The following is a 13,987-nucleotide window of genomic DNA, read 5'->3' on the forward strand; positions in this document are numbered from 1 at the left end:
ATGTTTGAGTTAAAAGCGGCCTTTATCGTCGCAATTTGGAAGCGACATTTATCAGTACCATTTGATAATGATAATTTACTCACTGCAATTTGGAAGCGACTCCTATGAACGCAATTGAACGATATTTTGGGATCGATGGGCACAATACCACGATCAAAACAGAGATTTTAGCAGGTGTAACCACGTTCTTGACGATGGCTTACATCATATTTGTCAACCCTAACATACTTGCTGATGCCGGTATGGATAAAGGCGCGGTATTCGTAGCCACCTGTCTTGCCGCAGCGATTGGTTGTTTTATTATGGGTATTTATGCCCGCCTGCCAGTGGCCCTAGCACCTGGCATGGGACTCAACGCCTTCTTTACTTATGGCGTGGTTTTAGGAATGGGCTATGCTTGGCAAACGGCGCTTGGCGCAGTATTTTTGTCAGGTTGTATCTTTATCCTACTCAGTTTATTTAAAATCCGTGAAATCATTATCAATTCTATTCCGACCAGTATCAAACAAGGGGTTGTCGCTGGTATTGGCGCGTTTTTAGCCTTTATCTCGCTTCAAACCTCAGGCGTCATCGTCAATAATGATGCGACGCTGGTAGGACTTGGTGACATGACCTCGTTTTCACCGGCGATGGCAGCCCTTGGTTTTATTGTCATTGTTGGTTTGTCATACAAAAGAGTACCAGGTGCGGTGACGATTGGTATCTTATTGGTCGCGCTTATCAGTCTTGTCACAGGACATACCCAGTTTACAGGTATTATCTCAGCGCCGCCGCCTATTGCGCCAACACTGATGCAGCTTGATATTGCTGGCGCTTTTGATGTAGCGATGATCAGTGTTATCTTTGCTTTCTTATTCGTTGATTTATTCGATACAGCAGGCACGCTGATTGCCACTACCACTCAAGCAGGTTTGATTGGTAAAGATGGTAAAATCCCAAATATGGGCAAAGCATTACTAGCAGATTCGACGGCAACGGTAGCAGGTACGGTACTTGGTACCTCATCAACAACCAGTTTTGTTGAAAGTGTTTCAGGTATTGCTGCAGGTGGTCGTACTGGTTTGATGGCGGTGACGGTTGGGGTATTGTTTTTACTCAGCTTATTCTTTTCACCACTTGCTGGTATGATTCCGGGATATGCGACGGCCGGTGCTATCTTTTATGTCGCCGTACTCATGATGGAGACATTGAAAGGCGTCAAATGGAATGATTTGACAGAAGCCGCGCCAGTCGTGGTAGTGCTATTGTTTACGCCTTTGACTTATTCTGTCGCTGATGGTATTGCGCTTGGCTTTATCACTTATACTGCCATCAAAGTAGTGGCTGGTAAATTCTCTGATGTTAGTATTCCTGTTTTGCTATTGACGGCAGTCTTACTGGCTAAAATCATCTTTATCTAGTTTTTAATCAACCGACGCACACTGTTAAGTACGATTGATATTGCTATAGAGATGTCAGTTAAGCCCTTCTTATTATCAAATGATAAGAGGGGCTTTTTGGTATTTGATATTCTTATTATATCAAGACAGTAGCGCCAACTATTTGATTCATAAAACAATTAATGATGAATAGTAAACCAGAAATTACAACCAAAGCGTCACGTTTATAAATGCGTTAATAACTGTTTGTTTTTTAACACTATTATAATTGGCTAAAATGCGTAATATTGTTAGTTTGAAAATTTGTTTCATGGTAATATGCGGATATTAAGCGCATCACCTCAATCAACGCCGTAGAGGTTTTTCTTATCAGTGAATCCGCTTTGCATATTGCTACTTTATATTGCAAACACTCTCCTTTCACTACGAACAAGAAGAAGGCACTAATGCCGCTTAGTTTTATGTTGTTGCCTTTGTATTGTTGACGTCGTCCGTTGTACAGTCAAACGAGATACTTGACCTTTTCCAGCTTATGCTGGATTTTCTCGTGTTTTTAATTACTGTCGTTTGGTCTGCTCATTATCATTTATTTTATCGTCGCTAGATCACTTGCGCTACCTAACAGCTGATTGTGATTAAAAGTCGTTTTTGATAGGGTAGATAATGAGATATTTCAAAGGCTTAGCGTCACGATAACAAAGTGTCTCAATGTTAAAAAGCCCCAGCGCATCCCTTATGATGGATTTTCAAGTTATGGAGTTGTTATGAACCCAGTAGAGCAATTTACCCCGCAAGAGCCGATTTTGTTTAATCCGATCGATTTGTTGTCACCAGCCTATATTGCTCAGTCAGCAGCAGAGCTGCATACGCGTATATCGCCTTTGTATAGCGTGGATGAAGAGCGCTGGTTGACGCAGTTATTGCCACTTGCCAAACCAACGGATGTCGAGCGTGACAGTGCAGCGACGCAAACGCGCCAGCTGGTTGAGCATGTGCGTAATGATGGTAAAGCGGTTAAAATGGTCGACTCATTATTGCTTGAGTATAGCCTTGATACCCAAGAAGGTGTTTTGCTCATGAGCTTGGCAGAAGCCTTGATTCGTGTGCCCGACAACTATACGGCTGATGCGCTGATTCATGACAAGATGAGCGTTGCCGACTGGAAAAAACATTTAAAAAATGACAATGGTTTTATGGTCAATGCCTCAACGTGGGGCATGATGATGACAGGTCGCGTGGTGAGTATCGATAGTGATACCACAGCATCTGGATTCTTGGACCGTATGACCAAGAAGATGGGCGAGCCTGTTATTCGTAGTGCCATGCAAAAAGCCATGCGCATCATGGGGCATCAGTTTGTCCTTGGCGAAACCATCGAAGGCGCTAATAAAAACAGCCAACCATATCGTAATAAAGGTTATACCTACTCATTCGATATGCTAGGTGAGGCGGCAATTACCCACAAAGATGCCGAGAAATACTTTAACGATTATCTGCATGCGATCAAAGCCACCGCAAGTGTCAAGGTCAAAGAAGGCATGCCAAAGCCGTCAGTGTCTATCAAGTTGTCCGCATTGCACCCGCGCTATGAAGCCACCCAAGAAGCGCAGGTCATGGGATTGCTACGTCAACGCTGCCTGTTGTTGATTGAAGCGGCGCGTGAGGTCAATGTCGACATCAGTATTGATGCTGAAGAAGCCGATCGTCTTGAAATATCATTAAAATTATTTGAATCTCTATACCGTGATAATCTAACCGCTGATTGGGATGGTCTTGGCTTGGTCGTTCAAGGTTACTCAAAGCGTGCCATTGCCATCTTAGCGTGGCTTGCACGCTTGGCGACTGAGGTTGGCGACCGCATTCCTGTACGTCTGGTAAAAGGCGCTTATTGGGACACAGAAATCAAGCTTGCTCAGCAAAAAGGTCTCTCAGGCTATCCGGTTTGGACACGTAAAGAGGGCACGGATACTGCCTACCTTGCTTGTGCACGCTTTTTATTGTCAGAGCATTTGCGCGGCTTAATCTGGCCACAGTTTGCCACTCATAATGCCCATACCCTTGCATCAATCATGACCATGAGCTCGCATAGAGACTTTGAGTTTCAGCGCCTGCATGGTATGGGTGATGCGCTGTATGACCATATTTTACAGGCCTATCAAATCCCTGTGCGTATCTATGCGCCAGTTGGCGCTCATAAAGATCTGCTACCATATCTAGTACGTCGATTGCTCGAAAACGGTGCCAATAGCTCGTTTGTGCATCAGCTATTAGACAAGTCTTATCCGATTGATAAGCTAACTGTGCATCCATATGACAAGCTACTTGCCAATGCAACGCTGCATAATCCAGATATCCCGCTACCGTTGGCTATTTATGGTGCGCGCCAAGCCAGCTTTGGTCCCAATATCTTTGTAGAGTCGCAGTGGATACCGTTTAAAGCGGCTATCGACAGCCATTTACATAAGACGTGGTCGGCGACTTCTGTTATTAATGGCAATGCAGTCGCTGATAATACAGTAGATGGTGACACTCAAGCGCTTGACAAGCAAGCTGTACGTGCGCCTTGGAACCACGATGTCATCGCTGGTGAAGTCGTTTATGCCAATGCTGCTATCGCACAGCAAGCCATTGCGGCGGCAGTCGCTGGACAAGGCGCGTGGCAAGCAGTTGCTGCTACTAAGCGTGCGGCGATACTGCGTAAAATAGCGGAATTGTATGAAGAAAACTATGCAGAGCTGATGGCATTATGCCAAGTTGAAGCTGGTAAAACCCTACAAGATAGCATTGATGAGATTAAAGAAGCGGTAGATTTTTGCCGTTTTTATGCCGATGAAGCAGAGCGTCTAGATGATGTCGTCTATGAGTTTACTGATTTGGCAGGCAAGCCATCGCGTCAAGTTTATAAAGCCCGTGGCACCTTTATTTGTATCAGTCCTTGGAACTTTCCATTGGCTATTTATACAGGCCAAGTGGTTGCGGCACTGGCTGCAGGTAATACTGTAGTGGCAAAACCTGCTGAGCAAACCAGCCTCATTGCCCATTTTGCTGCGCAGCTTATGTATCAAGCTGGCGTGCCAGTAGCAGCGTTGCAACTTGTGATTGGTGCAGGCGACGTTGGCGCTGCATTGACTGCTGCTGATAATATCGCAGGCGTTATCTTTACTGGCTCTACTCAAACGGCGCAGCGCATCAACCAAAGCTTAAACGCTCATGCTCAAGTCAGCGGTGAGCTGCCGGTCTTTATCGCCGAGACTGGCGGACAAAATGCCATGATCGTGGATTCAACGGCATTGCCTGAGCAAGTAGTGAGAGATGCGGTGCTATCTGCCTTTGGCTCAGCTGGTCAGCGCTGTTCAGCGTGCCGTATCTTGTGTGTGCAAGAAGAGATGGCAGAGGATTTGATTGAGCTGCTACAAGGTAATATGGCTGAATTGGTCGTTGGCAATCCGCTATATGCAACCACAGATGTGGGCCCTGTGATTGATATTGATGCCAAACGTGGACTTGAAGCGCATATCGAACGCATGCGCGCTGAGCCAACAGCGACGATTTTGGCACAGACACCGATGAGTGCCAGCTCAGAAGTCAGTCAAGAACAATCAACGTTTGTATTGCCAACGGCGATTGAAGTCAAGAGTATCGATGTGATCGGCGGTGAGCATTTTGGTCCTATTTTGCATGTAATGCGTTATGATGCACGTGATCTAAATAAGCTGATTGATGCCATCAATGCAACCGGTTTTGGTTTGACTTTAGGGATTCATAGTCGTATCGAAAACACCGTAGAGCATATTGAGCGCCGTGCCTTTGTCGGTAATACTTATATCAACCGCAACCAGATCGGCGCGGTCGTTAACGTACAGCCGTTCGGTGGCTGTGGCCTATCGGGCACAGGTCCAAAAGCAGGTGGTCCGCACTATGTTGCCCGTCTGATGAGCTTAACGACAGAGCAATTGGCTGATGAGCAAGTAACTCTGATAGACAATACCACGGCAACCAGTACTCAAACAATAATCGCATAAGGAGTAGCACTATGGCGACTGAATTCAAAAAAAATCATGGCCAAGTTTGTGAAACTTGGCGTTTACTTGGCGCCGTGAACCGTGCCACTTATCTGCAAGAAGCGGCACCAAGACTGGCATTATTGACCGGTGATGCCAATAAAGCGAAGCGCCTATTCAATCATTTATTGAGCGCCGCCCCCATGCTTGACGAAGAGCACCGTATGACTGGTGCTACGGGTGAGTCAAATGATCTGTACGTAACGGGTCGCGGTAAGACCATGGTTGTTGGCGGCGAATCTGCTCGCGCGATGGCCGTACTTGGGCAATTATTAGCAGCCTTACTAACGGGTAATGAGGTGATACTGCATTGCCCAAGCCAAGATGAGATGTGTGTTGAAGCGGCAAAGATTCTTTATGAGAGCGGCATCAGTGATGATGTGCTGAGTGTCGCCAATGACTCGCAAACTGTCACGCTTTTATATATCGATCGCCTTGCGCAAGTTGCCGTTTCTGGTAATAAACAAGAAGTACAAGCGGTCAGTCAAGAGCTTGCCAAAACTGATGGTATGTTGACGCAAGTTATTAGCGTCACTGATATGGACGGCTTCTCAGAGATGTTGACGCCTGATTATCTATACCGCTTCGTCACTGAGCGTGTGAAAACCATTAATACCACTGCTATTGGCGGAAATGCAAGCTTATTAGAGCTTGGTACATAGCAGACACAGCAATAATTTAGGGCAGGCCATTGATATTCTTATAGACAACTAAAAGGATGTCAGTAGCGGTACAGAAATAGTTTGAATAGTAAAAATGACGGTCAGTTATTATTCCCAAATATTTGGTGAGTAATTGCTGATCGTTTTTTTATGCGTACATTTAGGGTAAAAAAGACAGATCTTTTTACTAAATACCAACTTTAGTAATGAATTTTCTTGGATTTTTGACCAAAATAAGGTGTTTTTTGAGTTGTAAGTTAAACAAAGATGGTGATAATATAAGTTAACCGCTTAGTCAGCAATTATTGACTAAAAGGTTGATAAGTACGTGTAACACGGAATGTTGACATAATCTAAGCCTGCATAGGATGCTTTAGCGGTGCTTATATCCCTCGATTTTCCGATAGAGTCATCACTAAGATGTCACTCAAACCCATAATAATGCTTTTATATTTACTAAAGATGTATATGCATCATTGGTAAATAAAAAAGCTCAAACCGCAAACAGATTAAGCCTGAGCAAGTCAGTAGTCAGATAGGCAGTCAGCTTATTCAATACAGTTATAACTTTCAGTATTGATGTAGGTATGATGATCATCATCGTATAAATTTATTAACATGGTAATTAAGTACTCACTTAAGGGCAGCGTATCTGTGTGCGCATATCCTTTAAGATACTGATTGTTAAGTTTTTATTATTCGATTAAAGATAAAGCAGTCTTTTATCTTCCTTTTATTCTGACAGCTGAGCATTGCTATGATTCATTTTTATTTGAACGGCCAATATAAGCAATTAACTGACCTCAATCCGAATACTACGGTGCTTGAGTATTTGCGCTTGCACGAACGCCAGACTGATACTAAAGAAGGCTGCGGTAGTGGCGACTGCGGCGCTTGCACGGTGATGGCGCAGCGCTTACCCAGCAGTGCAGATACTGCTGATGCGCCCTTTTATACGCTGAATGCCTGTATCACGCTACTGTCATTGATGGATGGTCATCATCTGATGACGGCCGCTTATATCGCGGACAATCCTGAACATCATCCAGAACGTGCTTTATTGCATCCTGCGCAGCAAGCGATGGTCGAATGCCATGGCTCGCAGTGCGGCTTTTGTACGCCTGGATTTGTGATGACGCTAGCCAGTACCTACGAGAATCATCGTTTGCAAGTTGCAAAGGGGACAATCACAGATGAGTTAAGCTACGATGATATCGTGGCTTCTATCGCAGGGAATCTGTGCCGCTGTACGGGCTATCGTCCGATTATTGAGGCGGGCTTGGCAATGAGTGCTATCGGTAAGCAAAGAGATACGGATAAAACGGCAGCAAAAAATTTAAGCATTCATTTGGCAACCGATGCCATGGCAAGCAGCAAGCATAAGCAGCCTTTATCTTCAGTAACAACAACCAACTTCATCGAACCTGCACTGACACAAGATTCGCGCACGCTGTTTATTCCGCAATCGATTGATGAGCTGAATCAAGTACTAGCAGCTAAGCCAAAAGCGACCATTTGGGCAGGCGGTACGGACTTGGGCTTGAGTGTGACGCAGCATCTGGTCGATCACGATGTTATCGTACAACTGTCGGCGATTGATGAGCTAAAATCTTGGTCGCTACAGGCTCTAAGCTTAAATACGGATGAGCAGTCAACTGGTGCTAGCGAAGTACAAGCTTTAGTATTGGGTGCTGGCATGAGCTATAAGAGCATGTTCCCAGTCCTTGAGCAGCATTTTCCTGAATTTGCCAATTTATTTGAACGTATTGCTTCTCCGCAAATCCGTAATATGGGCACCATCGGCGGTAACGTCGCTAATGCCTCGCCGATTGGCGATTTGCCTCCCGTGCTATTAGCATTAGATGCTCATATTCATTTGCGTCATTGCGCTACTATTAACAGCGCCTCTGACGATATCAATGTTCAAAATGACCACTCAAATCAAGTGTCTTATATTGATGAGATTATCCCTTTATCAGACTTCTTTTTAGATTACAAAAAGACCAAGCTGCGAGCGGGTAGTTACGTGGTTGCCCTTCATATTCCGCTGATGCAAGAGCATCAGTATCTCTATATTCATAAAATTAGTAAGCGTTACGAAGATGATATTTCAGCTTGTCTGCTGGCGGCGAGACTCGATTTGTCAATGGATGGTATGACTATCCAAAATGCAAAATTTGGACTTGGGGGTATGGCAGCGATACCTTTATTGGCGGTAGAGTGTCAAGAGGCCCTGATTGGGCAAGCGGCGCATGTTGCCAGCTTTGAGCAAGCGGCACAAATGCTATCTAAAGATGTCTCGCCGATGACCGATGTGAGAGCCAGCCGAGAGTATCGTATGCATGTGATGCAGCGGCTAATCATTAAGTGCGGCAAGCAATTGATTGCTGATGTGCAAACGGTCGATGCGTAACTACATAAAAAGTAGACGCGGCAGAGGCTGAGTAGACAGTCCTGTTAAAACTTATTTGACTGTATTTACTAAACTCACTTTTGCATCACCAAAAGATACCGTCAAAACGCTATTGCTAGATCGATAGGTTTTGCTAAAAATATAAGAGAGAGCCATCATGAGCCACCATTCTTCATTATTTGACAGATATAGTACCCGCAGACAACGTCCACCAAAAGATAAGATTGGCAGCCAAGCCAAACATGACAGTGCCGTTAGCCATGTCATGGGCACTGCTACTTATGTAGACGATATGCTAAAACCACAAAATACCCTGCATTTGGCTATAGGTAAAAGTGCCCACGCGCATGCTCGTGTTTTAAGTATGGATTTGAGTGCCGTACAAGCAGCAGACGGGGTAATCGACGTCATTACTTTTAAAGACTTACCCGCCAAAACGGATATTGGCCCTGTGTTTGATGGCGATCCCCTGATGGTCGATCAAATTACAGAATATGTCGGTCAAACGCTCTTTACGGTGGTTGCCACCAGTCACCGTGCGGCCAAGAAAGCCGCGCTTAAGGCTATTGTAGAATATGAGCCATTAGCGGCGATTTTGACAATTGATGAGGCGCTAAAGCAAGAACAATTTGTGCGTCCAAGTCATTTTATGACCCGCGGCGATGCTCAGGCTGAGCTTGAGGGTGCGCCTATTCGTATCGCTGGGCACATCCATATGCTGGGTCAAGAGCATTTTTATTTGGAAGGGCAGGTGTCATATGTCGTCCCTTGCGATGATGGCGGACTTGAAGTCTATACCTCTTCACAGCACCCGAGTGAGGTACAGCAGCTGGTCGCAGAAGTGGTTGATTTGCCTTTTCATGCGGTGACGACAGTAGTGCGCCGCATGGGCGGTGGTTTTGGCGGTAAAGAAACCCAAGCGGCAGCATGGGCCTGTCTGTGCGGTATCGTTGCCAAACGTCATAATGTGCCGGTCAGTATGCGCTTAGACCGCCAAGATGACATGGTGGTAACGGGTAAACGCCATGAATTTGCCAATCGCTATGAGGTCGGTGTCAATGATGCTGGTCAAGTACTTGGCGTTGATATGCAATTGTCAGGGCTGTGCGGTTATTCACCAGATTTGTCGGATGCCATCGTCGATCGGGCAATGTTCCACTGTGACAACGCCTATTATTATCCAGCTGCGCAAATCGCAGGTCATCGCTGCAAGACGCATACGGTATCAAATACCGCTTATCGAGGTTTCGGTGGTCCCCAAGGTTTGCTGACCGCTGAATATATGATGGATGATATTGCCTATAGTTTGGGCAAAGATCCTCTGCAGGTACGCTTGGCAAATCTATATCAAAATGGTCAAAGTACCCATTATGGGCAGCCGATTGAGCACTTTGATTTGGCAACCATTATGCAGACGCTTGCCGATGATAATGAGTATGATCAGCGCCGCGCGCAAATCACAGCCGCCAATCAAAAAGCGGAAGCTGAGGGCAGTGACAAACGTTATGGTATGGCGTTAACGCCGGTCAAATTTGGTATCTCATTTACAGTGCAGATGCTAAATCAAGCGGGTGCTCTGGTGCATATCTATACTGACGGCACCATTCAGATCAATCATGGCGGTACTGAGATGGGGCAAGGGCTATATATTAAGATTGCCCAAATCGTTGCTAATGAATTTGATGTAGATTTGGATACCGTAAAGGTAACCGCAACTCGTACCGATAAAGTACCCAATACCTCGCCAACGGCGGCGTCGTCAGGCACTGATATCAATGGTAAAGCGGCGCAGAACGCTTGTATTATCATCAGAGAGCGTTTGGTTGAGTTTGCTGCTGAACATTTTGACGTAAATGCAGCAGATATCAAATTTGAGTGCAATCATGTCCATATCGGTGATAAAGAAACACTGACCTTTGCAGAGATGGTATTGCTGGCATACCAGCACCGCGTTAGCTTGTCGTCTACTGGCTACTACAAAACCCCCAAGATATTTTATGATCGCTCAAAAGCATGGGGTCGTCCGTTCTTTTACTTTGCCTTGGGCGCGTCTTGTTCTGAGGTTGAGATTGATATCCTAACGGGTGAATATAAAGTATTGCGCTGCGATATCTTGCATGATGTGGGGCAGTCGATCAATCCTGCGATTGATATCGGGCAGATTGAGGGCGGTTTTGTGCAAGGTATGGGCTGGTTGACCGCTGAAGAGCTGGTTTGGGATAAGAAAGGCAACCTTGCATCCAATGGCGCTGCCAATTATAAAATTCCAACCGCCCATGATTTACCTAAACAGTGGAGCGTTAAGCTGTTTGAACGTAAAAATGAAGAGCAGACCATTTATAACTCCAAAGCCGTTGGTGAGCCACCATTTATGCTAGCGGCTAGTGTTTGGTGCGCGATTAATAACGCGGTTGCAAGCTTAGGGGGTTATCAGAAAAACCCTGAGCTGACCATGCCGGCAACGCCAGAAGCGGTATTAAAATCTGTCATGCGTATGCAGGGTCAAGCGTGGGATATCGCTGTCAAAACGGATACTGGTACGATCGCAAGTCTGACAGTAACCAATGATGATGGCGGTATTGATGATGATAAAGTCAAGCCGCAGCAGGTCGCACATGGCAAAGATATTAATCCCCCAGAAGTCGTCGGCAAGTTAACGGATGATCAGCCTGAAGCGATAGAAAACCCAAATGTATCAACGGCTCGTGGACCGGCGCATAGTGAATAAGTCACTCATCGCACCGATGCCCCTAACAAAATGGTATGACGGACTGGCGCACTATCAGCAGCAAGGTATTGCACATGTTTTGGCCACTGTCATTGCGGTCAATGGCTCAGCACCTCGTGAGCTTCAATCCAAAATGATTGTGACGCTTGATGCATGCTGTGACACCTTAGGAGGCGGCAGCCTCGAACATGACGTGACAACAACTGCTCGGCAGTTGCTAAATGGCGAGCTTGATATGACTGAAACAAGAAGTACCCAGCCATTAAAAGAGGGCAAGTCTGCAAAGGCCCACGCAGTAAGCCGTGATGCCGTATATACCAAGCATTATCCATTGGGCGCTACATTGGCTCAATGCTGCGGTGGTAGCGTCACGGTAATGTTTGAATGCTTTAATGTGACGCCGCCCATGACCTTACTGGTATTTGGTGCAGGACATGTAGCGGCTGCATTGATGAGTATTCTTGCTGAGCTGCCTTGTCAAGTTGACTGGGTAGACAGCCGAGCTGAGATGTTTGAGCGGTATTTGACCTATAATGCCGATACTGCAGAGGGGCAAGCGAGTTATCAATTGCCTCCTCATATTCGCCCGCATATTGATGAAGATCCGGTTGATTTTATCCAACCGTTTGTCGCTAAAAGCATTCAAAATGCTTTGAATGCATCAACAAAAAAGGGTACTCAGTATTTTATCCTGGTCATGACTCATGATCACAGCCTTGATTTTGATTTGGTACGTGCCACGCTCGATGCTTATGGGAAAACAGGCATAGATAGCAGCTTCTTGCCTTATCTTGGCTGTATCAGCTCAGCGACCAAAGCCAAGCGTTTTAGAGATCGCTTACTACAGCGTGACTATAGTGAGCAGGTCGTTGATAAACTGACCATGCCAATCGGTCTTAATACGGGCGGAAAAGAGCCAATGGCGGTCGCTATCTCTATCGCGGCGCAAATGATGCAGCTTTATCATGATTTATAACCAACATAAACCCTAATTAGCCGTTTTTCATTCTTCATCTATCTGCCCTAAATGCATTAAGACCTTGGTTTTAGCTTGTCAGCCATCACAAGATGTAGGCTGCGCTCAGTAACTTTGTGCTTGTATTTATGTGCCTATATTTATGTGCTTGTACTTGGGTAGACAGATGATGTGGATGAATCTTTAACTAACATACTTATCCTTTATTGTGAGATTTTTTATGACTATACATATTTATCAAGCACAGTTGCTGCATTATTTAACAGAAGAGAATCTGGCCACCAGAGCCAAGCGTGCTCATTTAGAGACAGATGCTTTAACTGATGCTCATTTAACCAATGCTGAGCGACCTAGCATTACGGTGGTCGATAAAAACGTTACCTTGCTGCCGGTGGTGGCAGGGGTCAAGGTTTATCCTGAGTATATTGCCAATGGTGCCTTGGTGGTCGATGATGCAACTGGTCGTGTGGTAGGTTATGGTGATTGTACTTCAATTATGTCGCAGTACGGCAACGCCAGTAGTCAAGAAGCCAAAGCACCAGTACAGATTCATGATTATAAAGATAAGCTTATCATGCCAGGTTTTATCGACACTCATGTGCATTATCCGCAGATAGATATGATTGCTGCGTTTGGTGAGCAATTGCTTGATTGGCTGAATAACTATACCTTTGTGACTGAAGCCAATTTTGGCGATGCAAAGATTGCTGATGATACCGCAAAATTCTTTTTAAAGCAGCTGCTGGCTAACGGCACAACGAGCGCCTTAGTGTTCTCTACCAGTCATCCGCAGTCAGTAGAGTCGTTCTTTAACGAAAGCTGCCGTCTGAATACTCGTATGATTACGGGTAATGTATTGATGGATCAAAACGCCCCTGAGCGTCTATGTGTGCCAACAGAGCAGGGCATTCGCGATACGCAGAATATCATTGATAAATGGCATGAGCGAGGACGTCAGCATGTGGCGATTACGCCAAGATTTGCCATTACCTCGTCGCCGAAGCAATTGCAAATGACAGGTGAGCTATATCGCAGCTATGACAGCGTTTATCTACAAACACATCTGGCTGAAAACCTTGATGAAATTGCCTTTGTACGTGAGCTTTACCCCAACCATAAAGGTTATCTCGACGTTTATCACGATATGGGCTTACTTGGTCGGCATACGACACTAGCGCATGGTATCCATCTCTCGACATCGGAGTATGAAGTGCTACGTGATACTGGCACCCAAATAGCTCATTGCCCGACGTCCAATTTATTTTTAGGTAGTGGACTGTTTGATTTATCCAAAACCCTAAGTTATACCGGCGTCAGTATCGCAACCGACGTCGGTGCAGGTACCAGTTTATCGATGCTTACTACGTTATCAGAAGCCTATAAAGTTCAGCAATTACAGAGTAATCCGCTATCGGCGCATCAAGGCTTATATCAAATTACTTTAGGCAACGCGCAGTCACTGTTATTAGATAATAAAATCGGTAACTTTATGCCGAATAAAGAAGCAGATTTTGTGGTGATAGATATGGGTGGTACTGATTTAATGGAGCGCCGTATGACACAGACCAAGTCGCTTGATGAGCAGTTATTTGTGCTGATGATGTTAGGTGATGATAGAGTGATTGAAGAAACGATTATCGCTGGCGTGAGTCGTTATAAAAAGGCGGTTGCTGCATAAAGGGAAGTGTTGAAAGTATTTTTAGCTTAAATAAGAATTTTTACATAAAAATCAACGCCTATTTATTAAGACATTTAAATCTTAGTAAAT

Annotated in this window: 7 protein-coding genes; all 7 read left to right on the forward strand. The window is 45.2% G+C overall.

Annotation, left to right across the window (positions count from 1 at the left end):
* Positions 1-104 precede the first annotated feature (104 nt).
* Positions 105-1,400 carry an NCS2 family permease gene (locus ABYU67_RS01920; protein ID WP_372843325.1) on the forward strand — a complete coding sequence of 432 codons (1,296 nt, stop codon included), beginning with the start codon at positions 105-107 and terminating at the stop codon, positions 1,398-1,400.
* Positions 1,401-2,143: 743 nt separating this feature from the next.
* A complete protein-coding gene (putA, locus tag ABYU67_RS01925; protein ID WP_372843326.1) occupies positions 2,144-5,401 on the forward strand; it encodes a bifunctional proline dehydrogenase/L-glutamate gamma-semialdehyde dehydrogenase PutA in 3,258 nt (1,085 codons plus the stop codon).
* A gap of 11 nt (positions 5,402-5,412) precedes the next feature.
* Positions 5,413-6,102: a 1-pyrroline-5-carboxylate dehydrogenase gene (locus ABYU67_RS01930; RefSeq protein ID WP_372843327.1), complete on the forward strand. Its 690-nt coding sequence runs from the start codon at positions 5,413-5,415 to the stop codon at positions 6,100-6,102.
* Positions 6,103-6,859: 757 nt separating this feature from the next.
* On the forward strand, positions 6,860-8,515 hold the full coding sequence (locus ABYU67_RS01935; RefSeq protein ID WP_372843328.1) for a xanthine dehydrogenase small subunit: 1,656 nt from the start codon (positions 6,860-6,862) through the stop codon (positions 8,513-8,515).
* 157 nt (positions 8,516-8,672) lie between these two features.
* A complete protein-coding gene (gene xdhB / locus ABYU67_RS01940; RefSeq protein WP_372843329.1) occupies positions 8,673-11,243 on the forward strand; it encodes a xanthine dehydrogenase molybdopterin binding subunit in 2,571 nt (856 codons plus the stop codon).
* Positions 11,236-12,219: an XdhC family protein gene (locus tag ABYU67_RS01945; protein ID WP_372843330.1), complete on the forward strand. Its 984-nt coding sequence runs from the start codon at positions 11,236-11,238 to the stop codon at positions 12,217-12,219. The genes xdhB and ABYU67_RS01945 overlap by 8 nt, the downstream gene beginning before the upstream one ends.
* Positions 12,220-12,439: 220 nt before the next feature.
* Positions 12,440-13,897: a guanine deaminase gene (guaD, locus tag ABYU67_RS01950; protein ID WP_372843331.1), complete on the forward strand. Its 1,458-nt coding sequence runs from the start codon at positions 12,440-12,442 to the stop codon at positions 13,895-13,897.
* Positions 13,898-13,987: the final 90 nt, after the last annotated feature.

It is taken from the genome of Psychrobacter sp. (assembly GCF_041554015.1).
In the GTDB taxonomy this organism is placed as follows: domain Bacteria; phylum Pseudomonadota; class Gammaproteobacteria; order Pseudomonadales; family Moraxellaceae; genus Psychrobacter.

Bases quoted from the DNA above. Each gene is read 5' to 3' on its own strand.
- ABYU67_RS01935 (WP_372843328.1), top strand. From the start codon at position 6,860: ATGATTCATTTTTATTTGAACGGCCAATATAAGCAATTAACTGACCTC.
- guaD (WP_372843331.1), top strand. From the start codon at position 12,440: ATGACTATACATATTTATCAAGCACAGTTGCTGCATTATTTAACAGAA.
- putA (WP_372843326.1), top strand. From the start codon at position 2,144: ATGAACCCAGTAGAGCAATTTACCCCGCAAGAGCCGATTTTGTTTAAT.
- ABYU67_RS01920 (WP_372843325.1), top strand. From the start codon at position 105: ATGAACGCAATTGAACGATATTTTGGGATCGATGGGCACAATACCACG.
- xdhB (WP_372843329.1), top strand. From the start codon at position 8,673: ATGAGCCACCATTCTTCATTATTTGACAGATATAGTACCCGCAGACAA.
- ABYU67_RS01930 (WP_372843327.1), top strand. From the start codon at position 5,413: ATGGCGACTGAATTCAAAAAAAATCATGGCCAAGTTTGTGAAACTTGG.